General features: G+C 36.3%; 22 protein-coding genes. 14 read left to right on the forward strand and 8 right to left on the reverse strand.

Going from position 1 to position 22,457, the window contains the following annotated elements:
• Positions 1-26 precede the first annotated feature (26 nt).
• Positions 27-431 carry an acyl-CoA thioesterase gene (locus ACNQGH_RS12700; protein WP_417956385.1) on the forward strand — a complete coding sequence of 135 codons (405 nt, stop codon included), beginning with the start codon at positions 27-29 and terminating at the stop codon, positions 429-431.
• Positions 432-460: 29 nt separating this feature from the next.
• On the opposite strand, the gene ACNQGH_RS12705 is transcribed toward ACNQGH_RS12700, so the two are convergent.
• The 3 genes from ACNQGH_RS12705 to ribD are packed head-to-tail and all read right to left on the reverse strand — an operon-like array spanning position 461 to position 2,742.
• On the reverse strand, positions 461-1,090 hold the full coding sequence (locus tag ACNQGH_RS12705) for an IMPACT family protein (protein WP_417956386.1): 630 nt from the start codon (positions 1,088-1,090) through the stop codon (positions 461-463).
• 13 nt (positions 1,091-1,103) lie between these two features.
• On the reverse strand, positions 1,104-1,706 hold the full coding sequence (locus ACNQGH_RS12710) for an HAD family hydrolase (protein ID WP_417956387.1): 603 nt from the start codon (positions 1,704-1,706) through the stop codon (positions 1,104-1,106).
• Complete coding sequence (gene ribD, locus ACNQGH_RS12715) at positions 1,699-2,742, reverse strand: bifunctional diaminohydroxyphosphoribosylaminopyrimidine deaminase/5-amino-6-(5-phosphoribosylamino)uracil reductase RibD (RefSeq protein ID WP_417956388.1); 1,044 nt, start codon at positions 2,740-2,742, stop codon at positions 1,699-1,701. The genes ACNQGH_RS12710 and ribD overlap by 8 nt, the downstream gene beginning before the upstream one ends.
• A 118-nt stretch (positions 2,743-2,860) precedes the next feature.
• Between ribD and ACNQGH_RS12720 the strand changes: the two genes are divergently transcribed.
• Positions 2,861-3,346, forward strand: a complete 486-nt coding sequence (locus ACNQGH_RS12720; protein WP_417956389.1) for a GNAT family N-acetyltransferase — start codon at positions 2,861-2,863, stop codon at positions 3,344-3,346.
• A 61-nt stretch (positions 3,347-3,407) separates the two neighbouring features.
• Complete coding sequence (prmC, locus tag ACNQGH_RS12725) at positions 3,408-4,268, forward strand: peptide chain release factor N(5)-glutamine methyltransferase (protein ID WP_417956390.1); 861 nt, start codon at positions 3,408-3,410, stop codon at positions 4,266-4,268.
• 109 nt (positions 4,269-4,377) lie between these two features.
• Here the strand turns inward: prmC and ACNQGH_RS12730 are convergent, their stop codons facing one another.
• On the reverse strand, positions 4,378-5,622 hold the full coding sequence (locus ACNQGH_RS12730) for an ABC transporter permease (RefSeq protein ID WP_417956391.1): 1,245 nt from the start codon (positions 5,620-5,622) through the stop codon (positions 4,378-4,380).
• Positions 5,623-6,004: 382 nt separating this feature from the next.
• Here ACNQGH_RS12730 and hisS point away from each other — a divergent pair, with 382 nt between their 5' ends.
• The 10 genes from hisS (at position 6,005) to aspA (ending at position 16,687) form a co-directional block, all read left to right on the forward strand.
• On the forward strand, positions 6,005-7,375 hold the full coding sequence (hisS, locus tag ACNQGH_RS12735) for a histidine--tRNA ligase (RefSeq protein ID WP_417956392.1): 1,371 nt from the start codon (positions 6,005-6,007) through the stop codon (positions 7,373-7,375).
• A gap of 302 nt (positions 7,376-7,677) precedes the next feature.
• Positions 7,678-8,256 (forward strand): nucleotide exchange factor GrpE, encoded by a 579-nt coding sequence (locus tag ACNQGH_RS12740; protein WP_417956393.1) that lies wholly within the window; start codon positions 7,678-7,680, stop codon positions 8,254-8,256.
• A gap of 38 nt (positions 8,257-8,294) precedes the next feature.
• Positions 8,295-9,410: a molecular chaperone DnaJ gene (gene dnaJ, locus ACNQGH_RS12745; protein WP_417956394.1), complete on the forward strand. Its 1,116-nt coding sequence runs from the start codon at positions 8,295-8,297 to the stop codon at positions 9,408-9,410.
• Between the two features lie 144 nt (positions 9,411-9,554).
• Positions 9,555-10,475, forward strand: coding sequence for an ABC transporter ATP-binding protein (locus ACNQGH_RS12750; RefSeq protein ID WP_417956395.1), 921 nt, complete (start codon positions 9,555-9,557; stop codon positions 10,473-10,475).
• 56 nt (positions 10,476-10,531) lie between these two features.
• A complete protein-coding gene (locus ACNQGH_RS12755; protein ID WP_417956396.1) occupies positions 10,532-11,848 on the forward strand; it encodes an ABC transporter permease in 1,317 nt (438 codons plus the stop codon).
• Positions 11,849-11,982: 134 nt separating this feature from the next.
• Positions 11,983-13,146 carry a sigma-54-dependent transcriptional regulator gene (locus ACNQGH_RS12760; RefSeq protein WP_417956397.1) on the forward strand — a complete coding sequence of 388 codons (1,164 nt, stop codon included), beginning with the start codon at positions 11,983-11,985 and terminating at the stop codon, positions 13,144-13,146.
• 93 nt (positions 13,147-13,239) lie between these two features.
• Positions 13,240-13,974 (forward strand): DEAD/DEAH box helicase, encoded by a 735-nt coding sequence (locus tag ACNQGH_RS12765; protein WP_417956398.1) that lies wholly within the window; start codon positions 13,240-13,242, stop codon positions 13,972-13,974.
• Positions 13,975-13,990: 16 nt separating this feature from the next.
• Positions 13,991-14,209, forward strand: coding sequence for a DUF2007 domain-containing protein (locus ACNQGH_RS12770; protein ID WP_291249006.1), 219 nt, complete (start codon positions 13,991-13,993; stop codon positions 14,207-14,209).
• Positions 14,210-14,232: 23 nt separating this feature from the next.
• A complete protein-coding gene (locus ACNQGH_RS12775; RefSeq protein ID WP_417956399.1) occupies positions 14,233-15,030 on the forward strand; it encodes a Cof-type HAD-IIB family hydrolase in 798 nt (265 codons plus the stop codon).
• Between the two features lie 262 nt (positions 15,031-15,292).
• Positions 15,293-16,687, forward strand: a complete 1,395-nt coding sequence (gene aspA / locus ACNQGH_RS12780; protein ID WP_417956400.1) for an aspartate ammonia-lyase — start codon at positions 15,293-15,295, stop codon at positions 16,685-16,687.
• A gap of 55 nt (positions 16,688-16,742) precedes the next feature.
• Here the strand turns inward: aspA and ACNQGH_RS12785 are convergent, their stop codons facing one another.
• Positions 16,743-17,174 (reverse strand): PepSY-like domain-containing protein, encoded by a 432-nt coding sequence (locus ACNQGH_RS12785; protein ID WP_417956401.1) that lies wholly within the window; start codon positions 17,172-17,174, stop codon positions 16,743-16,745.
• A gap of 337 nt (positions 17,175-17,511) precedes the next feature.
• On the opposite strand from ACNQGH_RS12785, the gene mtaB reads away from it, so the two are divergent.
• A complete protein-coding gene (mtaB, locus tag ACNQGH_RS12790; protein WP_417956402.1) occupies positions 17,512-18,846 on the forward strand; it encodes a tRNA (N(6)-L-threonylcarbamoyladenosine(37)-C(2))-methylthiotransferase MtaB in 1,335 nt (444 codons plus the stop codon).
• Between the two features lie 58 nt (positions 18,847-18,904).
• On the opposite strand, the gene ACNQGH_RS12795 is transcribed toward mtaB, so the two are convergent.
• From ACNQGH_RS12795 to ACNQGH_RS12805, 3 genes are read right to left on the reverse strand one after another with little or no spacing between them, the layout of a single operon-like run.
• Positions 18,905-20,866: a vWA domain-containing protein gene (locus ACNQGH_RS12795; RefSeq protein ID WP_417956403.1), complete on the reverse strand. Its 1,962-nt coding sequence runs from the start codon at positions 20,864-20,866 to the stop codon at positions 18,905-18,907.
• A gap of 40 nt (positions 20,867-20,906) precedes the next feature.
• On the reverse strand, positions 20,907-21,848 hold the full coding sequence (locus ACNQGH_RS12800; protein WP_417956404.1) for a hypothetical protein: 942 nt from the start codon (positions 21,846-21,848) through the stop codon (positions 20,907-20,909).
• 2 nt (positions 21,849-21,850) lie between these two features.
• Positions 21,851-22,351 (reverse strand): RNA polymerase sigma factor, encoded by a 501-nt coding sequence (locus ACNQGH_RS12805; protein ID WP_417956405.1) that lies wholly within the window; start codon positions 22,349-22,351, stop codon positions 21,851-21,853.
• Positions 22,352-22,457: the final 106 nt, after the last annotated feature.

Raw genomic sequence — 22,457 nt, forward strand, 5'->3', positions numbered from 1 at the left:
AATTTAAAATTTTTAATACATAATTAATGAAAGATCATCAAATTCAAGTTCGTGTACGTTATTCAGAAACGGACCAAATGGGCGTTGTATATCATGGTAATTACATTCCCTATTTTGAGATAGGAAGGGTGGAATGGCTTAGAGACAAAGGGATTTCGTATAAAACCATGGAAGAAAGCGGTATTGGGTTGCCAATTGTTTCGATGAATATAAATTATAAAAAATCAGCTCGGTATGATGAGGTGCTTACCGTTCATACAACTTTCAAAAGTCAGAGTTCCGTGAAGATTGAATTTGATTGTGCTATTTATAATGAGTCTGATGAGTTATTAACAACTGCTCAATTTATTTTGGTTTTTGTATCCTTAAAAACGGGTCGTCCAACAGCTCCTCCGGATTATATTTTAGAATTGTTAAAAAGGATAGAATAAATTATAGAAACAGTAATTTCGAGTAGAAATTAGAGTCGTTTTATATCGATTTCAAACATTAGATTAAAGGTGTCGAATATTATTTCGGCATTTTTTTTTCGTGTTTTTACTTCTATTTTGCTTATCGGAAGTCCGGAATCCTGATTTATTTCCATTTCCTGAGCTACAATTTCCATTCTTTTCTCCTTAATTACCCGCATTACTTTATTCATGTTTTTGTAGTCGAATGTAATTGAATAATGAATATTTATAGTTTTTTCGACTATTTCGCAGGTTTCAAGAACCATTTGAGCGGTGGTCTTATAAGCAGCTATCAATCCGCCGACACCTAGCTTTACGCCTCCAAAAATCCGAACCACTACAATTAATACATTGGTTACAGTAAACGACTGAATTTGTCCGTAAATAGGCACGCCTGCCGTGTTGCTGGGTTCTCCATCGTCATTAGCTCTATAAGTAACGGTATCAGCACCTATTTGATAGGCATAGCAAAAGTGTCCTGCATTGGGATGTTGTTTTCGTAAAGTTTCGATTAACGGTTTTACTTCCTCTTCAGAATGAATGGGGTAAGCATAGCCAAAGAATTTACTGTTTTTTTCTTTAAATAGTACTTCCGAAGAGGGAAAATCAATGGTATTGTAAGTGTCTTTAGATTCCAAAAAGGTATTCTTTCTAAATTATTTTTTTGTCAAATAAATTAACCACATCTTCTTTTCCAACTTGTAAATTCCAAACTTGAAAACCTAATGCAAGAGCCGCATCTGTATTTTCTTTTTTATCGTCAATAAATAAAGTGCGTTTTGGAGCTAAATCATGTTTGTTTACCAAATAATTGAAAATTTCAGGGCTGGGTTTTCTCATTTCTACTTCAAACGAAAAATATACTTTTTCAAAACACTGGTAAAAATCACTGTAAAATGAAATTCCATTTTTTTGCTCGAAAGTTTCTATATGGATGGAATCAGTATTGGACAATAAAAAGAGTCGGTATTTTTTGGAAAGCATTTGAAGAAATTCCAATCGGTATAATGGGAAATCAAGAAGAATAGCATTCCATGCATCTAAAATTTCGTTTATAGAAGCATTGGGCACCTGTTTTTGAATGCCAAGCAGGAATTTTTCACGTGAGATCTGACCCGTTTCAAACTGAATATTCAAATGGTCCAATTCTTCATTCCACTCCGGCAGGCCTAATTGATATAAGGCATCCATGGTGGCTTGTTTATTCAGATTGATAAAGATATCCCCAAAATCAAAAATAATGGTATTAATCATGGTTTCTAGAAATTATAAGTTCATCGTTGGCTATCGAATATTTTTTAAACGGTTTTTTATCTAGTATTGGGGCTTTTGTTCCTGTAGTAAATTGAATGTTTCCAACAAAGATTCTTGCTTCATCCCAAAGATTTACGTCAATAAAAGTCTGTAGTGTCTGTCGGCCGCCTTCAATAATTACGGATTGAATCTGATGCTGATACAATGCTTTCAGTATTTGTTTTGCTATGTTTTGTTCAAAATCAATTACTTCAAAGATAGTGTTTTCTTTTTCAATTGTGGTTTGCGATTTTGAAAATAGGATAGTTTTAACCTCATTGTTAAAGAGATGACTGTTTTTCGGAATCCGATTATTTTGATCTAAAATCAATCGGATAGGATTGTTTCCATTCCAGTCCCGTGCGTTCAGTTTTGGATTGTCATCAATAGCGGTTTGCGTTCCCACCAGTATAGCCTGCTCCTCTGTTCGCCATTTGTGTACTAATTGGCGGGAATAAACATTGGTAATCCAAACTGGTTTTTTCTCCTCTTTTTCTAAAGGTGCAATAAAACCATCCTGACTTTCGGCCCATTTTAAAATGATATAAGGTCTTTTCTTTTCGTGGAAGGTAAAAAAGCGTTTGTTCAGTTCATGACATTCCGCTTCAAGAATACCGACAGTAACTTGCATTCCGGCTTCAATAAGTTTTTTGATTCCGTTTCCTGCGACTTTTATATTTGGATCAATAGTTCCGATAACCACATTTGGAATTTTATTTTTGATAATTAAATCGCAGCAAGGAGGTGTTTTTCCAAAATGGCTACACGGTTCTAAACTCACATAAATAGTCGCTTTTTTTAATAGCGCTTTATCTTTTACGGAATCCACAGCATTAACTTCGGCGTGAGCTTCTCCCGCTTTTTTATGCCAGCCTTCGCCAATGATTTTATCCTGATAAACAATTACACTGCCAACCAAAGGATTTGGATAGGTTGTTCCTAAACCATTTCTGGCTAGTTCGATGCATCGTTTTATATATTTTTCATGTATTTTCACATTACAAAAGTAGTAATTTTTGGGTTTAGCCCCGAAACTTCGGGATTAGTTTTGAAACTATCGAAAATAACAATAAACAATTTCTACTTTTGTGTATAAAATTAGTTTCTGAAAGAAAATGGGAGATTACACTATTAGAAAAATAAAAAAAGAAGACAATCAGGCAGTTGCACAACTCATACGAGCGGTTTTTGATGAATTGAACATTCCAAAGGTGGGGACTGCTTATGAAGATCCTTATTTGGATTTTATGTTTGAAGAGTATAATAAGCCTAAATCTGTTTATTATGTAGTTGAAAAAGAGGGGGAAATCATCGGTTCAGCTGGAGTAGCTCCACTTGAAAATGAAACGGAAACCATTTGTGAATTGCAAAAAATGTACTTTTTACCAGAAACCAGAGGTTTGGGAATTGGTAGTAAAATGATGGCGATGTGTTTGCAAAGTGCGAAGGATTTTGGGTTCGAAAAATGTTACCTGGAAACCATGCCGTTTATGCATGATGCTCAGAAATTGTACCAAAAAACAGGTTTCGAATACATCTGTTCTCCAATGGGAAGCACCGGTCATACAAGTTGCCCGGTTTGGATGTTGAAAGAGTTATAAGTTTAGCAATATGAATGATGAATCGATAGCGACAATTCATTAGAATCGATTACCTGATAAAATGAAAATAAAAGAATACAGAACTCAATTTATTGACGCGCTTACTCCAATTTATGATGCGGGCGAAGCCGAGAGTTTTTTCTATCTGATTTTAGAGGAGAAAAAGCAGTTGAAAAGAATTGACTTGGCGTTGCATCCTGATTTGGTTTTTTCGGAAGAGGAAATTGCGGTTTGGAATGGTATTTTGGAACTATTAAAAAAGGAAATTCCAGTGCAATACGTATTAGGGAAAACCAGTTTTTATGGGTTGGATTTTGAAGTAAATGAAAATGTTTTGATTCCAAGACCGGAGACCGAAGAATTAGTGGATTGGATTATAGCATCTAATGCATCCCATGAAAAAAATAAGATCTTACGAATTCTGGATATTGGAACCGGAAGTGGCTGCATTGCTATTTCATTGGGGAAAAACATTTCTAATGCCCAAGTGTATGCCCTTGATGTTTCCGAAAATGCGTTGGACATAGCTAAAAAAAATGCCCAAATTAATACCGTTGATGTTACTTTTATACAGAAAGACATTCTTGAAGCCAAAGGTTTACAACAGCAATTTGATATTATTGTTTCCAATCCTCCTTATGTTCGGAATCTGGAAAAAGAAGAAATTAAGAAAAATGTTTTGGACAATGAACCGCATTTGGCTCTTTTTGTCGAAGATAATGATGCGCTGATTTTTTATAGAAAAATAGCTGAACTGGCTCAAAAAAATCTTGTGCCAAACGGGCAATTGTATTTTGAAATCAATCAGTATTTAGGAAAAGAAATGATTGATTTACTCACAAACTTGAAATTCAAAAATATCGAATTGCGCAAGGATATTTACGGAAATGACAGGATGACAAAAGCAGTTCTTAGCAGTTAAATTTCTGAAATTAAAAATCGGTCTCCAGGCCCGAAAGTACGAATCGGCGAAGCCATCATTAGTAAGCCATCAAAAAAAAGGTATTCAGTGCTTCTTTTACCGCTGTAAACTATTCGTATCGCAATGCCTCAATGGGATCCAGTTTAGCAGCTTTTACAGCAGGATATAAACCGGAAACTATTGCTACGATAAAACTGGTTATAAATGCTGCCATGATAGCGCCCCATGGAATTACAAATACAAAAGTCATTGCCGTAGCGATTCCAAATCCAATTAAGATTCCAAAAATAATTCCTGTCAGACCTCCTAATTGTCCTATAAGTAAGGTTTCTATAAAAAACTGAAAAGCAATCGTGGTTCTTTTAGCGCCTAATGCTTTTCTAACGCCGATCTCTCTAGTACGCTCGGTCACGGAAACAATCATGATATTCATCAAAGCGATAGAAGATCCAAGAACGGTGATAATACCGATGAGCCAGGATGCAAGTCCAAGGTATTTAGTAATTCCAAGGATTCTGTTGATCAAGTCATCACTGCGAACGACACCAAAATTATTGTCCTTTACGGGGCTTAATTTACGGACCCTGCGCATGGTACTGGTAGCATTATCTATGGCTTGATCCAATAATTCTTTCTTGGAAACCATAATACTCATAGTATAATTGATATTTGGTGCAGTAAAAAGAGAACGAGCTACTTGAATTGGGATTAAAACTCTTAAATCCTGACTGTTTCCGAAGGTGCTCCCCTTTTCTTTCAGCACTCCAATAACCTTAAATCGGGCGCCACGAATCGAAATCACTTTGTCAATTGGGTTAACGTCTTTGAGTAATCCTTTTTCAAAATCAGAACCGACAATACAGGCATAGACATTATTATCGATGTCAAAACCGGTAAAATTTCGTCCTGAACTGGTTTCTAAGCCGGAATTGGTGATGAAATGTTCATCAACGCCTACAATTGAATTTTCGGGATCAGTTTTAATGGCTCCGTATTTAACTTCCGCTATTGATGTGGCTTTAAAGGAAAGAGACGTTTCGGTAAAAGGATATTTATATTTGTTTTTGAAAGCGACGGCTTCCGGATAGGAAATAATCGGATTTATAATTTCACGTTCCTGTCCGCCACGGTTTCGGACTTCGTTTTCATATTGATTAATATTAAAAGTATTCGCCCCCATCGAGGCAAAATCAGTCGAAATCGTGTTTTCTAAAGCTGAAACAACAGTTAATATGCTAACCAAAGCGGTGATCCCGATGGCGATAATCAGCACCGTAAGTATGGTTCTTAACAATTGTGTTCTGATAGAACCAAATGCAATCCGAATATTTTCTTTGAATAATTTTAGCATCATACAAGTTTGACACGAAAATACAATTTTTGTTACATGTTTTCTTTTCTAAAATTCCAATTTAGTCCAATCTCTTTTTCCTTGTAGCGATTTCCTGCTTTTCAGTACAAACTGTCAGTAAAATAATTTGGTTTCAATTGCCTAAAGGAAGCTTTCCCTGATAGCTCCTTCAGCGAAGAAAGTTGCGGTTGTTTTTTACTGCGCTGTTTTCGCTTCCATGCGGGCTAGTCATTATTAATAAAATTGCGGGAATTTGTAAACGGATTTATTTTAAAAATAAGATATTTGCAAAGAATTACAATTTTTGAATTGCGATCTGCGATTTTGTTAGTCGATTGTTTTGTTTAAAATAGGTAATTCGTAATTCATAATCCGTAAAGCAACAATGGCATCAAAACCGAGCATTCCAAAAGGAACCAGAGATTTTTCCCCAACTGAGGTGGCAAAACGTCAATATATTATTCAGATTATAAAAAGTAATTTCGAGAAATTTGGTTTTCAGCCTATAGAAACGCCTTCATTCGAAAATTCCGAAACCTTAATGGGAAAATATGGGGAAGAAGGCGATCGTTTGATTTTTAAAATATTAAATTCCGGAGATTATTTGGCGAAAGCCGATGCCGCTCATTTAGAAAATAAAGACAGTACTAAATTAACGTCAAGTATTTCTGAGAAAGCCTTGCGCTATGATTTAACTGTTCCGTTTGCCCGTTATGTAGTACAGCACCAAAACGAAATTGAATTTCCATTCAAAAGATATCAAATCCAGCCTGTGTGGAGAGCTGACCGTCCACAGAAAGGACGTTTCAGGGAATTTTTTCAATGTGATGCTGATGTAGTAGGTTCTAAATCCTTGTGGCAGGAAGTGGAGTTGGTTCAATTATACGATACTGTTTTTTCTGCTTTAGGGTTAAATGGAGTAACCATCAAAATCAATAACAGAAAAATTTTATCTGGGATTGCTGAAGTAATTGGCGCATCAGATAAATTGATAGATTTTACCGTTGCATTGGACAAACTCGATAAAATAGGTGAGGACGGGGTGAAAAAAGAAATGCTGGAGAAAGGGATTGCTGCAGAAGCTATTGAAAAAGTGCAGCCATTATTTAATTTTACCGGAATCATTTCGGAAAAAATAAACCAACTTTCTGTCCTGCTTACTGAATCTCAGGAAGGAATGAAAGGGGTGGAAGAGTTGCGTTTTATTTGTGACAATGTAATGAAGCTTGGATTAAATACTGCCATTTTAGATTTGGATGTAACCCTGGCAAGAGGTTTGAATTATTATACGGGAGCTATTTTTGAAGTGGCTCCGCCAAAATCAGTTGCCATGGGGTCCATTGGCGGCGGTGGAAGATATGATGATTTGACTGGAATTTTTGGACTTAAAAATATGAGTGGTGTTGGGATTTCTTTTGGATTGGACCGAATCTATTTGGTTGTCGAAGAATTGAATTTATTTCCTGAAACCGTGACGGCAGCTTCCAAAGCGTTGTTTATTAATTATGGTGACTCTGAAGCATTTTATGGATTGCAAGCCATACAAAAATTAAGAGCTTCCGGAATAAAGGTGGAATTATATCCTGATAATGCAAAGGTGGCCAAACAATTTCAACACGCCGATAAACGAGGAATTCCTTTTGCTGTAATTGCAGGGGAACAAGAAATGGATTCTAATTCTTTTTTACTTAAAAATTTAATAACGGGGGAACAGGTTTTACTCGATTTTGAAGGGCTGAAAAAGGCGCTTTTGTAGGCACTTTAAAAAACATAAAAAAAGCTTCGTTTTGTAAAACGAAGCTTTTTTTACTATAGGGTAATATGAATTAATAATTTTTTTTGGGCAACCTTTTGTGTTTTTCTTTAAAAAAACATTAACAAATTTATGGAATCTATATCGAGATAGTCTTAAAATTATATTAAATTTTCAGGTCGACGCATTAAAATTATTTTGTCGTGATTTAACTAAAAATGAAATTGTGTTTCAAAAGTAAGGTGACAATTTGACATTTTATAAGATTTGGCAGTACTTTTGCAATCCAAAGAAAAGAATAAAAAATGAAGTTTAAGAATTTTTTTAAAAACACAAGTAATATGACTACTGAAAATACAGAAATCGATCAAGAAATAGATGACCTAACATTAGAACAGAATGCGAATGGCGAGCAGCTTATTATTGAAGAATTAAGTGTTGAAGAGCAATTAACTCAAGACTTAGCCAAAGAAAAAGATAAGTATTTAAGATTATTTGCTGAATTTGAAAATTACAAACGAAGAACTTCTAAAGAACGTATCGAGTTGTTTAAAACTGCAAATCAAGAAGTTTTACTTGCCATGTTACCTGTTTTAGATGATTTTGATAGAGCTATTGTGGAAATAAGCAAATCTGAAGATGAACTGCTGTTAAAAGGAGTAGAACTTATTCATGAAAAATTAAAAAACACCTTGGTTTCTAAGGGTTTAGAACAAGTTGAGGTTAAGGCTGGGGATACTTTTGATGCAGATTTTGCTGAAGCAATAACTCAAATTCCTGCACCATCAGACAAAATGAAAGGTAAAATTGTCGATGTTCTTGAAAAAGGATATAAATTGGGAGATAAGATCATTCGTTTTCCAAAAGTTGTTATCGGTCAATAATAACAACAAAACGCAATACGCCTCAAATTTAAAGAAACATGAAAAAAGATTTTTACGAAATATTAGGCATTTCAAAGAATGCTGATGCTGCCGAAATTAAAAAAGCATATAGGAAACAAGCGATAGCGCATCACCCTGACAAAAATCCTGGAGACAAATCGGCAGAAGAAAAATTTAAATTAGCGGCCGAGGCATATGAAATACTAAGTGATCCTCAGAAAAAAGCCAAATACGATCAATATGGACATCAAGCTTTTGATGGTTCGGGAGGTTTTGGCGGAGGTGGTCACGGCGGAATGAATATGGATGACATTTTCAGTCAGTTTGGGGATATTTTCGGAGGCGGTTTTGGTGGTTTCGGAGGCGGTGGAGGCGGCGGAGTTCGTCGTGCTAAAGGAAGCAACCTTCGTATCAAAGTAAAATTGACTCTTGAGGAAATTGCCAATGGTGTGGAGAAAAAAGTAAAAGTAAAACGCAAGGTTCAGGCCCCTGGAGTAAGCTATAAAACATGTTCTACATGTAATGGTCAAGGACAGGTAATGCGAGTTACCAATACGATTTTAGGTAGAATGCAATCAGCGTCTACGTGTCCTACCTGTAACGGTTCAGGACAGATTTTAGATAAAAAGCCAGCAAACGCGGATTCTCAGGGAATGATTCTTGAAGATGAAACGGTCTCAATAAAAATACCTGCTGGTGTGGTTGATGGAATGCAATTAAAAGTTTCCAATAAAGGAAATGATGCTCCGGGAAATAGTATTCCAGGCGATTTAATTGTTGCAATAGAAGAAATCGAGCACGAATTTTTGAAACGTGAAGGGGAGAATTTACATTTTGACTTATACATTAGTTTTGCTGAAGCAGTGTTAGGTATTTCTAAAGATATCGAAGCCATAAACGGAAAAGTGAGAATTAAACTGGAAGAAGGAATTCAGTCCGGTAAAATTCTGAGATTAAAAGGAAAAGGAATTCCGAGTTTGAATGGCTATGGTAACGGAGATTTACTGGTGCATGTAAATGTTTGGACACCAAAAACACTTAACAAGGACCAAAAACAATTTTTTGAAAAAAATCTTACGGATGAAAATTTTATTCCAAGTCCGGAAAAATCAGACAAATCATTTTTCGAGAAAGTAAAAGATATGTTTTCATAATAAAAATAGGTAGAGGCAATTTAATAGGTCTCATCTAAAAAATATATTTCCCCATCCTTGTTAAAATAAGGATGGGTTTTTTATGAAACAATTCTAAGTATTTCGATACTAATTATTTACTTTTACAGCAATTAAAAATTTAGCATGAGTAACATACTTGAAGTTAATAAAGTCGTCAAGCAATATGGTGATTATGTGGCGCTTAACGAGGTTTCATTAGCTGTTCCAAAAGGAAGTATCTACGGGCTTTTAGGCCCAAACGGAGCAGGAAAAACATCTCTTATCCGAATAATAAATCAAATTACATTACCTGATAGCGGCGAAATTATTCTGGACGGTGAAAAACTGCAACCCAAACATGTTCAATATATAGGGTATTTGCCCGAAGAAAGAGGATTGTACAACACGATGAAAGTGGGCGAACAGTGCTTGTATTTGGCTCAAATGAAAGGCCTTTCTAAGGCTGAGGCCAAGAAACAACTCGAATATTGGTTTGATAGATTAGAAATTCAAGGGTGGTGGAATAAGAAAATTCAGGAGCTTTCTAAAGGAATGGCACAGAAGATCCAGTTTGTGGTGTGTGTGTTGCACAGACCAAAACTGTTGATTTTTGATGAGCCGTTTTCTGGTTTTGATCCTGTAAACGCCACTATTATCAAAGATGAAATTCTGGCGCTGAGAGAAGAGGGAGCTACCATAATTTTCTCGACACATCGTATGGAAAGTGTGGAAGAATTATGTGATCACATTGCGCTGATTCATAAATCGAATAAATTGATTGAAGGAAAACTGGACGATGTTAAAAGACAATTTAAAACCAATAGTTTTGAAGTAGGTATTTTATCGGATAATGTAGAGGGTCTGATGTATGCCATTACACAGAAATTCACTGTTGGCCCGGCTCATTTTAAGTCACTCAACAACGAACTAAAACTGGAGATTCAACTTGGAAATGCAACGCCAAATGAATTGTTGAATATCCTTACACAACAGGGACAAGTGACACACTTTGTAGAAAAAATACCAAGTGTAAACGATATTTTTATAAAAACGGTAACTAAATAATATTGGTTTTACGATTTTGGAAATCGAAAAGCGTAAATCAAAAATAACAAATTTAAATGAGCATCATTTCATTAATTATAAAAAGAGAATTTATTGCCAAAGTGCGGAATAAATCTTTTATTGTTATGACTTTTCTAAGTCCGTTGCTATTTGTGGCGGTAGCGGCATTTGTGGGTTATTTAAGTTCCATGAAAGCCGATACCAAACGAATCGCCATTCATGATGAATCGGGTTTGTTCGTTAAGGAATTTACTTCACAAAACGCTAAGAAAGGGGAATACCAATACCTCGATTTGTCTTTGATGGATTTAAAATTTCTCAAAGATAGCATCACAAATGAAAGCTATCAGGGGTTGTTGTATATTCCAAACGAAAGTAATTCTAAAGATTTTGAAAATAAAATCCAATTCATTTCGAATGACAGTCCGAGTATTTCATTCATTGAAAATGTTCAGGATGTAATTGCAAAGAAGTTAACCAAAACAAATTTGGAAAAAGCGCATCTCGATACATTAGCTATAAAAAATGCAGAATCTAAAGTCAATATCAGCTTAACAAAAGCATCAGGCGAAGAAAGTGTAAAAGGACTTAACGAAATCAAAATCGGTATTGGTGGCGCGTTCGGATATCTTATCATGATGTTCATTATCATCTACGGCAATATGGTGATGCGAAGCGTTATCGAAGAAAAAACAAATCGTATTGTCGAAATTATCATTTCCTCCGTAAAGCCATTTCAACTGATGATTGGGAAAATTGTCGGAACAGCATTAGCAGGATTGCTGCAATTCATCATATGGGCCGTTATTGGACTATCTTTAATGTTTGCCGCTTCTGTATTTTTTGGGGTAAATGTTGGGCCAACTGCCAGAATTTCACCTGAACTAATGCATACTGCCCAGCAAGAATTTGCAGGAACCGCCCAAATGTATATCAGGGAATTATGGAATTTACCCATTGCAGGTATCCTGATTGGGTTTGTGATTTATTTCATTGGCGGCTATTTTCTGTACAGTTCATTTTATGCTGCGATTGGGGCTGCAGTTGACAATCAAACCGACTCGCAACAATTCTTGTTACCCATCATCATGCCGTTAATGTTGAGCGTTTATGTAGGTTTTTTTACAGTTATAAATGATCCGCACGGGACGGTTGCCGTTATCTTTTCAATGATTCCGCTAACCTCACCCATCGTAATGCTAATGCGAATTCCATTTGGAGTACCTTTGTGGCAAATTGCAATATCTGTAACATTATTATTTGGTACTTTCTTTTCAGTGGTTTGGTTTGCCGCCAAAATATATCGGGTGGGAATACTCATGTACGGCAAAAAACCTACGTGGAACGAATTGTATCGATGGTTGAAATATTAATAAGGGTTTGTTTCGGCTTCCGTTAAAATTTAATTAATTTATGGAGCTATTTCCCGCTTTTCGGTGCAATCTTTTTATTTTTAAAAAAATTAAAAAAGAGGGTTTCCGCTCAATCGGGCTAAAAAAATAAAAATATGTCAAAAATACTAATCATAGAAGACGAGGCCGCTATTCGAAGAGTACTAACAAAAATACTCTCGGAAGAAAACGACACTTATCAGGTTGAAGAAGCTGAAGATGGTGCTGCAGGTTTTGAAAAAATAAAAAATAACGATTACGATTTGGTTTTGTGCGATATCAAAATGCCTAAAATGGATGGGGTTGAGGTTCTTGAAGCAGTAAAAAAAATCAAACCTGAAATCCCTATGGTTATGATTTCCGGTCATGGTGACATGGAAACAGCCATTAACACGATGCGGTTGGGAGCCTTTGATTACATTTCAAAACCGCCGGATTTAAACCGATTATTAAATACGGTTCGAAATGCTTTAGACAAAAAACAACTGGTAGTTGAAAATAAAATTCTAAAGAAAAAAGTCAGTAAAAATTACGAAATGATTGGCGAAAGTGCTGCCATCAATCACATTAAAGTAATGATTGATAAAGTGGCACAAACAGAAGCCAGAGTTTTGATTACAGGTCCAAACGGAACTGGAAAAGAACTTGTTGCGCATCAATTACACGAAAGAAGCGAAAGAGCTAATTTTCCGTTAATCGAAGTGAATTGTGCTGCTATTCCATCTGAACTGATAGAAAGCGAATTATTCGGCCATGTAAAGGGAGCCTTTACATCGGCGGTAAAAGATCGCGCAGGAAAATTTGAAGCAGCTGATAAAGGAACCATTTTCCTGGATGAGATCGGTGACATGAGCCTGTCGGCGCAAGCCAAGGTATTACGTGCTTTACAAGAAAGCATGATTACCAGAGTAGGAGCGGATAAAGATATTAAAGTCGATGTTCGTGTGGTTGCAGCGACCAATAAAGATTTGAAAAAAGAAATTGCTGAAGGGCGTTTCCGTGAGGATTTATACCATCGTTTGGCTGTTATCCTGATAAAAGTCCCATCATTGAATGACAGACGAGAAGATATTCCGATGTTGATTTCACATTTTGCCGATAAAATTGCTCTTGAGCAAGGAAATGTTATAAAAAAGTTTTCAAGAGAAGCGATTCATTTATTGCAGGAATACGATTGGACAGGAAATATCCGAGAATTGCGAAATGTAGTAGAACGCCTAATTATCCTTGGCGGAAGCGAAATTTCTGAGAATGATGTGAAGTTGTTCGCCAGTAAATAAAACTAATTTAATGATTAAAAATGTAATGATGTGGGGATTTGGCTTCTGTTTTGATCTTTCAGTCTTCTGTTTTTTAATCTTCAATCCTAAGAAATGAAACTAAAAAAAATAAACGAAAAGTTACAACAAGCACTAATTGAAAACGGTTTGACCGAGGCTAATGTAATGCAACAAGAAACCTTTTCGACACTAAAAAGCGGGGCGGATTGTATTATTATTGCGGAAAAAGGAAGTGGAAAATCTACCACAATTGTGCTCAATGTAATTCAGCAATTGGTCTGTGAAGGAGAAGAATCGCCGCGTGCTTTGATTATTGTCGAAGACAAAGCCAAAGTATTGGAAATGGAGGAGCTTTTCGAGAAGTTTGGAAATTATACTGATTTGCGCGTTTATGGTGTACATGATAAAGGGGATATGGAATATGATAAAAATTATATTTCTACCGGAATTGATGTGTTGATAGGAACTCCAAATAAATTAAGCGAAATGTTCACTACAGCAGGTTTTAATGTAAATCGATTGAAAATGTTTATTTTGGATGATGCGGATCCAATTTTGAAATTGCGTCATGAAACTAAAATCATGCGTATTTCGAATAGTATCACTAAAACGCAACGTATTATTTTCTCCGAACAACTCACAGAAAGAATAGAAATTCTGGCGGAAAAAATGTTGGTGGAACCTTTTCTATTCGAAATTGAAGAAGACGAGGACGCAGAAAATGATTTTGAGGAAGACGAAGATTTTGAGGAGGAGGAAGATTTTGAACCGCAAGCAGGAGATGACTTCGAGGAGCAGGAAGGTGATGAAGAAAACGGTAATAAATAATTAAATAAAGAATAAAATGGGATTAATGAAAGTGTTTTCGGGTAGTGAAATTTTAGCTTTAGCGTTACAACAGAGAATTGAAGCAATAGGAGTGGATACGGTTTTAAAAAACAACATACAATCCGCTCGATTAGGAGGTTTTGGAAATTCAGATTTAGCAGTGGAATTATTCGTTCAGGAAACTGAGTTTTCAAAAGTGAATCCGGTTATTGAAGAATTTAGAATGAGTATTTAAAGATATTCGCAATAAAAAACAGAATGAAATATAAAATGTTAGTTTTGGACATGGATGACACCTTGTTGACCGATGACCATACCATTTCAGATGAGAATAAAGAAATGGTGCTTAAAGCGCAGGAATTGGGTGTGCATGTTATTCTGGCTTCAGGTAGGCCAACACCAGCAATGACTGCTTATGCTAAAGAATTACAGCTGCATAATTCCTATATGATATCTTATAATGGAGCCGTTATTACAGATTTAAAGGAAAATAAAGTTATTTTCGAGCAAACGTTAACACAACAACAAATCCATGAATTGTATGATTACAGTTTAAAAAGTAAGACTCATATTATTACTTACCTTGATGGGAAAATTGTGAGTGAGACAGATTCTGAATACATTGAAATCGAAAAAAACATTACAGGTTTAGAACATAATAAAGTACTTAGTTTTAAAGATGAGGTCAGATCCGCAGCTGTAAAATGTATTTTATTGGAAGAGCCAGGTTATCTAAAACAGGTTGAGGAAGATTTGAAAATAGCCATGCCACATCTTAGTGTTAGTATGTCAAAACCCTTTTTTCTTGAAGTAGCACAAAATGGGATTGATAAAGGGGCCAGTATAAAATTTTTGGCAGAAAAACTGAATATTCTTCAAAGTGAAATTATAGCTGTTGGAAACGCGGGTAATGATTTAACGATGATCCAATATGCAGGATTAGGTGTCTGGGTCGATAATGTAGATCCTAAATTGAGAGATAAAGGAGATGTTATTGTTGCCTCAAATAATAATCATGGCGTGGCTGAAGTAGTTCGTAGATTTATTTTGAACTAAATAGCTTTATGCCGGTATAGCAGGAAATTAAAAGAGCACTATCGTAGAGAAGGTTTTGCTTTCTTTCATATGTGTTTTTTGTCTTGGTTTTTACTTCGTCTCAAGTTTAGGAAAGAAAAAATCAATTGTCTAATTAGATAATTTGTAAATAACCACAATTGCGAAAGTAGTTGTGGTTATTTTATGTTTGTGTTTTAAATTTATTTATTCCGGAAGTTTTATTGTTAAAATAAGAGGTATCTTTAATGTAAAATAACTCAAAATGGATAGAATAGAAAACGATTTATTGGGAGATTTAAATGTTCCCGTAAATGCTTATTACGGTGTTCAAACCCAAAGAGCAATTGAAAATTTTCATATTTCAGGAGTCAAATTAAATCAGTTTCCTGAATTCATCAAAGGGTTGGCTTACGTAAAATGGGCCGCTGCCGAAACCAATTTTACACTGGGATTACTGGATGAAAAATTGAAAAATGCTATTATTCAGGCAGCAAAAGAAGTTATTAGCGGTCAATTTAATGATGAGTTTCCAATTGATATGATTCAGGGTGGCGCCGGAACTTCCACCAATATGAACATCAACGAAGTTTTGGCGAATCGTGCCCTGGAAATTATGGGGTATCAGAAAGGGGACTATCAATATTGTTCTCCCAATGATCATGTGAATTTGTCGCAATCGACCAATGATGCCTATCCAACATCCATAAAACTGGCGGCCATTAATTTGAATATCCAATTGATTGAACATCTTAAAACGTTAATCCGATCGTTTCGAAGAAAAGGAGAGGAGTTCAAGCACGTTCTGAAAATGGGAAGAACGCAATTACAGGATGCGGTTCCCATGACCATGGGGCAGGAATTTGAGGCTTACGCGGCAACTTTAGAAGAAGAAATTGAGCGATTGAACCAAAATTCAGCTTTGTTTCTTGAAATCAATATGGGAGCAACTGCTATTGGAACCGGTTTAAATGCGGCTCCGGGTTATGCCAAATTGTGTGCGGAAAACTTAGCCAAAATTACAGGGCTTGCTTTTGTTTCTGCACCAAACCTGATTGAAGCCACACCGGATACCGGTTCGTATGTGATTTATTCTTCGGCATTAAAAAGAATGGCAATTAAAATTTCCAAAATATGCAATGATTTACGATTGCTTTCTTCTGGCCCGAGGTGCGGCCTGAATGAAATTAATTTACCGCCAATGCAACCTGGTTCTTCTATTATGCCGGGAAAAGTAAATCCAGTAATTCCGGAAGTAATGAATCAGGTGTGTTTTCGGGTCATTGGAAACGACTTAACGGTAACCATGGCTGCCGAAGCAGGACAACTGGAATTAAATGTAATGGAACCGGTTTTGATTTATGCAATAATGGAGTCTATGTCATTATTGTCCAATGGGATGGATACATTAGCTTCAAAATGTATTGATGGAATTACTGCTAACGAAGCCCATTGTAGAGATATGGTTTTACACAGTATCGGCATTGTAACGGCGTTGAACCCACATATTGGATATAAAAACAGTACTAAAATTGCCAAGGAGGCACTCCAAACAGGGAAAAGTGTTTACAACCTGGTGTTGGAACACCAGCTTTTGTCTAAAGAACAGTTAGATGATATTTTGAATCCAGAAAATATGCTGGCTCCAAAGCCGGATTAAGATGAAATAAGAATACTCCAGATAAAAAAACGAGACTTCATGCTGGCGTAAATGATTAATCGACTTTTAGGAATTTTCCGTCGGTATCAAACTCCAAATCAATTCTGTGTGTCAAATCTACATCCACATCTTTGTGGCCTTTATCGATATGCGTAATCCGTTCATTTGGATAATTTGCTTTCACATAATTGACAATCGGTTTAGGAATATAATCGGTCGGAATAGCTTTTTTATGGCCATCAACCTCTCTCCAGGCGCCATCTTTCGTAAATTCGACTTCGGTTCCGTCAGTTAGTCTGACCTCATACCCTTTCTCTCCGTGTTCCCAGTCTTTAGTCGCGCGATTTATTGGGTTGTTTGGAAAATGTTTTGAAAGAAAAAAAGAGGCCTCCTTAGGAAGCTCAGAAATGCTGATTTTCTTACCTTGTCCGTTGGTTAACGTCACTATAATTAGCATTAATAGCGTGTAAATGATTTTTGGATCCATAACCTGGAGTTTTAGAAATTGAAAATAGCAGCTTAAATTTACGAAAAACCAAATCGAACTCCAATCAATTTAAGAAAGGTTTAATTTTTACGGCTTTTTGGAGCTCCTGTGGAAACCAGGGTGTTTTGTGTTGGTCTTAAATTTAGGATATTTTTTGAGCAGCTTCATTTGCAGTACTTTCAGGATCAAACTTTAATTGCTCTCCTGTTACTACTTTTGCCCTGTTTTTATTTTGTTGAGGGTAACAAATTTAGAGGATTTGTATTAACTCTTAAAATATTGTGCGTAAATTTGCAACCTCATTTTTTTGGAGAAATTTGCAAATGAGATTGATTTTATGGAAAAGAGAAAAAGAGTTGCTTTTTATACGTTAGGTTGCAAACTGAATTTTTCAGAAACGTCTACTATTGCCCGGAATCTTCAGGATGAAGGTTTTGATCGCGTAGATTTCGAGGAAGTGGCAGATATGTATGTCATTAATACCTGTTCGGTTACTGAAAATGCAGATAAGCAGTTCAAGCAAGTCGTGCGAAAAGTAATGAAATTGAATGACAAAGCATTTGTTGCGGCAGTGGGGTGTTATGCCCAGTTGAAACCAGAAGAATTAGCTGCAGTTGATGGTGTGGATTTAGTTCTTGGTGCAACTGAAAAATTTAAATTGGCAGACTATATCAATGACTTGTCCAAAAATGATTTTGGAGAGGTGCATTCTTGTGAAATTGCCGAAGCTGATTTCTATGTAGGAAGTTATTCCATTGGTGACCGAACCCGCGCTTTTTTGAAAGTACAGGATGGTTGCGATTATAAATGTACGTATTGCACAATTCCATTGGCAAGAGGGATTTCCAGAAGTGATGAGCTGGAAAATGTATTGAAAAATGCCGCTGAAATTTCAAAACAAAACATCAAGGAAATTGTTCTTACCGGAGTAAATATCGGTGATTACGGAAAAGGAGAATTTGGAAATAAAAAACACGAACATACTTTCTTAGAATTGGTTCAGGAGTTAGATAAAGTAGAAGGAATCGAAAGATTGCGAATTTCATCTATCGAGCCGAATTTATTGAAAAATGAAACCATCGAGTTTGTGTCAAAAAGCAGGACTTTTGTACCGCATTTTCATATTCCGTTGCAATCCGGAAGCAATGACATCTTAAAGTTGATGAAGCGCCGTTACCTTCGGGAAGTATATACCGAAAGGGTGAATAAGATTCGTGACGTTATGCCGCATGCCTGTATTGGTGTGGATGTGATTGTTGGATTTCCCGGAGAAACAGACGATCATTTTTTGGAAACGTATCATTTCCTGAATGATATGGATATTTCGTATTTACACGTTTTTACCTATTCAGAGCGGGATAATACAGAAGCAGCTGCAATGGAAGGCGTTGTTCCTGCCAATGTTCGTGCGAAACGCAGTAAAATGCTACGCGGATTATCCGTTAAAAAGCGTCGTGCTTTCTATGAAAGCCAGTTGGGAACCAATAGAACTGTTTTGTTTGAAAGTGAAAATAAAGAAGGCTACATTCACGGTTTTACTGAAAACTATGTGAAAGTAAAAACACCTTGGAATCCGGAACTAGTCAATACATTACACGAAATCAATTTGACCAAAATTGATGAAGACGGAAGTGTACGAATGGATTTTTTGAAGATCAATTCGGAAGTTTAATAAAAGAATAGACCTAACCGTTGCTAAAACGGGTTAGGTCTAAAAAAATACTATAATCTTACTGCACTGTTTCTACCAACCTCATAAACTCGGCTTTATAGCCTTCAGGGTCTTTGGAAAGTCCCTGTTTCGTCAGTTTTAAAATGGATTGTGAATCTTTTACAGCGATTAATTTGGAATCTCTTAGCTTTAATCCAAACCAGGCCACGGCAGCACTAAATTTAAAATCATCAGAAGTGCTTGATAGGCCATTGCTTTTGTTTTCAATGGTTTGAATCATTTCAATACTTTTGTTTTCATCGGCTTTTTTGTAGCGAAATTTGATAGTGGCTAATTCGTTGCTGTAATTACTGGTATTCGCTGTTTTAGTGTATTTTAAATCCGGCAGACTGTAGTCACTTTCCACACCTGTTGGAATGATTTCATACAATGCTGTAACCGTATGCCCACTTCCTAATTCCCCAGCATCAATAGCATCATTTTTAAAATCTTCCGGGCGCAGTTTTCGATTTTCGTAACCAATCAACCGGTAGGCTTGAACATGTTTAGGGTTGAATTCAATTTGAATTTTAACATCTTTGGCGATAGCAAATAAGGAACCTTTGAATTCTTTACCTAAAAAACGATTGGCTTCCTGAATGTTATCGATATAAGCATAATTTCCGTTGCCTTTGTTGGCCAGGATTTCCATTTTGCTGTCTTTGTAATTTCCCATTCCGTAACCCAGACAAGTTAAGAAGACACCTGATTTTCGTTTCTCTTCAATCAGGGTCTGCATGTCCTTATTAGAGGAGCTACCTACATTAAAATCGCCATCTGTAGCTAAAATTACGCGGTTGTTTCCTCCTTTGATAAAATTTTCTATAGCTGTTTTATAAGCCAAGTCAATTCCTGCTCCTCCAGCCGTGCTTCCTCCAGAACTGAGATTGTCCAGGGCATTGATGATGATTTGTTTTTTATCACCTGTGGTAGGTGGTAAAACCATTCCTGCAGCGCCGGCATAAACTACAATGGCTACTTTGTCTTCTTTTCTCAATTCGTTGACCAAAATTTTCATTGATTGTTTGAGTAAGGGTAATTTGTTGGGGTCACTCATTGAGCCTGACACATCAATAAGAAAAACCAGATTAGAAGCGGGTAATTGTTCGGTAGGAACGTTTTTGCCCTGTAACCCAATTTTTAGTAGATTGTGTTTGCTGTTCCATGGGCAGTTACTGTATTCCGTATTGATAGAAAACGGATATTTGTCTTTGGGCTGAGGATAGCTGTATTTAAAAAAGTTCATCATTTCTTCGATTCGTACAGCGTCTTTCGGAACGGCTTGTCCGTTATTGATAAAGCGACGAATGTTGGTATAGGAAGCATTATCCACATCGATAGAAAAGGTAGAAAGCGGAACGTTTTTAGGTGTGTCGAATTGGTTTTCAACAAAATTTTCGTACTCTTCTCCGTTTGGATCCGCTGGCAAAGGGGGATTGATATTCACCTTATCATACAATGGAGAACCAGTATCTGATGAGCGAACTCCCCGAATCATAATGGAAAGGGAAGTTTTAATTTTATTTTCTGTAGTCGCTACTCCGGCAACTTGACCTTGCAAAGCTTTAGTATAATTATTGGAATAATAATTTTCCTTTTTTTTGCCGGATACAGCTGCTATGGATCCTGTCTGTGTTTCTTTGCTAATGTTTCCGTATCCGACAACAACTACTTCGTCCAGTTGCTCGGAATTGTTTTTCAGACGTACATTAATCACATTCGAATTTTCTATTTTAATCGTCTGGGAGTTCATGCCAATATAGCTAAACACCAATTGGTTTCCTTTTTGGGCCTGAATGGCGTAGTGACCGTTACTATCGGTTTGTGTTCCTTTTCGGGTACCTTTGATAGAAATTACTACCCCAGGGAGTGCGGTCTTGGTTTCATCGGTTACCGTTCCGGTAATTTTGATTTCCTGTCCAAAAGAAAGGATAGAAAAAAGCATAGCAAGGGCTAATGAAATAAGTTTTAGACTTTTCATGACAATAGTTTTTAAAAGGTTAGAATGTGTTTTTTACGAATTAGTGCTGCAGTGGAATTCCGTTTTTAGTAGTGACAATTACGACTCCTTTTTTGCCTTTATCCCCATATTTTGCAGTTGCCTCCTCGTTTTGCAAAATTTCAAGTGTTTCAATTTTTTGCTTACTCAATGGAGCATAAGGACTAGTAGGATTTGGTCCAAAAAGCGATGCTTCACTGTATTCAATACCATTGATGATGTACAAAGGTTCTTTGAGAATGATAAGCGATTCCAGTTCCTCATTATCGAGGTTGGATAAGATTTCTTTTTTAGTTTCCTGCATCGTCTTGTATTTTGCACTGGAAATAATTTTTCCGTTCCTAACAACCAGAGGAGCATTTGCTGCAATTGTTTTTGTCTCCGGTGTGGGCTCTTGCGTTATTGTATTTGCGTAGGCAGATTGTACTTCAATAGCATCATAAATTGCCCCGCTGTTAAAGTTACTCTTGTTCTTGTCAGCCCGTTCTTTTTTGAGCATCATTTTTTCGGCTCCAGCTGTTTTATCATCGCTTTTCGTTTGAACTTCTTGTAGGGCAACAACTGCTGGTGTAGAAATTTTATCCTTTATGTCTTTAGATGCAGTAACTGTTTGGGTTTCTTTTATAACGCTACTAATTTTTGCAGTATCGATTATTGCAGCGGTAACTACTTTTTCTGCTATTTTTGGTGCGATTGGGTTTACAGAATCTTTTTGAACTATTATTTCGTTAGTTTTTTGATTGGCTTCAGATGGTTTTAATAATTGGTATACTAAAGAAACCAATAGTAAGACGGATGCAGCAATGGCTATTTTTTTCCAAACTTTATTTTTGGTTTGCAATGCCTTTTGGTCGAGTTTTTCGTCTACACGTGCCCAAATCTTTTCCATTCCAGGAAAATCTTGTTGCTCCGCTTGATGTGCAGCGGCTTTGATTTTGTTAATTATTTTATCTTGATTGTCCATGACTAATTCGATTTTTGGTAATACAGATGGTTTACTAATTCCTTCAATTTGGTTTTTGAGGCATTCAATTGTGATTTTGAAGTGCCTTCTGAAATGTTGAGCATGCTGGCTATTTCTTTGTGGCTGTAGCCTTCAATGACAAAGAGGTTAAAAATAGTCTTGCATCCCTGGGGAATATGATGGAGTAAATGGAGTAAATCTTCTTCTTCAAGATTTGTTGCTTCATCTGTAAAAGGTTGCGATAGTGTTTTGACATCATCGAGATACATATTGAAGTTGGTTTTCTTTTTTATAGTGGCCAAGCATTGATTGACTGCTATTTTTCTTGCCCAGGATTCAAAAGCACCAATTTCTTTTAGTTGATCTAGTTTTGTAAATATGGTATAAAAAGCATCTGCCATTGCTTCTTCAATTTCCTCCTCCTGCTTTAAATAGCGTTTGCAACTCGCATAGATTTTAGGAGCTAGTAGCTCATACACTTGACGCTGGGCGCTTCGTTGCATTTTTTTGCAGGCTAGTATTAGATTTTCGTTTATCACAATAAGGTCTTTAATAGTAAAGAGCGTTAAAAATTAAAAAAGGTTGGGAGAGGAAATGTTTTTTTTTCAA

The organism is Flavobacterium kochi, from assembly GCF_048286715.1.
Taxonomy (GTDB): domain Bacteria; phylum Bacteroidota; class Bacteroidia; order Flavobacteriales; family Flavobacteriaceae; genus Flavobacterium.

Bases quoted from the DNA above. Each gene is read 5' to 3' on its own strand.
- ACNQGH_RS12700 (WP_417956385.1), top strand. From the start codon at position 27: ATGAAAGATCATCAAATTCAAGTTCGTGTACGTTATTCAGAAACGGAC.
- ACNQGH_RS12710 (WP_417956387.1), bottom strand. From the start codon at position 1,706: ATGATTAATACCATTATTTTTGATTTTGGGGATATCTTTATCAATCTG.
- ACNQGH_RS12720 (WP_417956389.1), top strand. From the start codon at position 2,861: ATGGGAGATTACACTATTAGAAAAATAAAAAAAGAAGACAATCAGGCA.
- prmC (WP_417956390.1), top strand. From the start codon at position 3,408: ATGAAAATAAAAGAATACAGAACTCAATTTATTGACGCGCTTACTCCA.
- ACNQGH_RS12730 (WP_417956391.1), bottom strand. From the start codon at position 5,622: ATGATGCTAAAATTATTCAAAGAAAATATTCGGATTGCATTTGGTTCT.
- hisS (WP_417956392.1), top strand. From the start codon at position 6,005: ATGGCATCAAAACCGAGCATTCCAAAAGGAACCAGAGATTTTTCCCCA.
- ACNQGH_RS12740 (WP_417956393.1), top strand. From the start codon at position 7,678: ATGAAGTTTAAGAATTTTTTTAAAAACACAAGTAATATGACTACTGAA.
- dnaJ (WP_417956394.1), top strand. From the start codon at position 8,295: ATGAAAAAAGATTTTTACGAAATATTAGGCATTTCAAAGAATGCTGAT.
- ACNQGH_RS12750 (WP_417956395.1), top strand. From the start codon at position 9,555: ATGAGTAACATACTTGAAGTTAATAAAGTCGTCAAGCAATATGGTGAT.
- ACNQGH_RS12755 (WP_417956396.1), top strand. From the start codon at position 10,532: ATGAGCATCATTTCATTAATTATAAAAAGAGAATTTATTGCCAAAGTG.
- ACNQGH_RS12760 (WP_417956397.1), top strand. From the start codon at position 11,983: ATGTCAAAAATACTAATCATAGAAGACGAGGCCGCTATTCGAAGAGTA.
- ACNQGH_RS12765 (WP_417956398.1), top strand. From the start codon at position 13,240: ATGAAACTAAAAAAAATAAACGAAAAGTTACAACAAGCACTAATTGAA.
- ACNQGH_RS12770 (WP_291249006.1), top strand. From the start codon at position 13,991: ATGGGATTAATGAAAGTGTTTTCGGGTAGTGAAATTTTAGCTTTAGCG.
- ACNQGH_RS12775 (WP_417956399.1), top strand. From the start codon at position 14,233: ATGAAATATAAAATGTTAGTTTTGGACATGGATGACACCTTGTTGACC.
- aspA (WP_417956400.1), top strand. From the start codon at position 15,293: ATGGATAGAATAGAAAACGATTTATTGGGAGATTTAAATGTTCCCGTA.
- ACNQGH_RS12785 (WP_417956401.1), bottom strand. From the start codon at position 17,174: ATGGATCCAAAAATCATTTACACGCTATTAATGCTAATTATAGTGACG.
- mtaB (WP_417956402.1), top strand. From the start codon at position 17,512: ATGGAAAAGAGAAAAAGAGTTGCTTTTTATACGTTAGGTTGCAAACTG.
- ACNQGH_RS12795 (WP_417956403.1), bottom strand. From the start codon at position 20,866: ATGAAAAGTCTAAAACTTATTTCATTAGCCCTTGCTATGCTTTTTTCT.
- ACNQGH_RS12800 (WP_417956404.1), bottom strand. From the start codon at position 21,848: ATGGACAATCAAGATAAAATAATTAACAAAATCAAAGCCGCTGCACAT.
- ACNQGH_RS12805 (WP_417956405.1), bottom strand. From the start codon at position 22,351: ATGCAACGAAGCGCCCAGCGTCAAGTGTATGAGCTACTAGCTCCTAAA.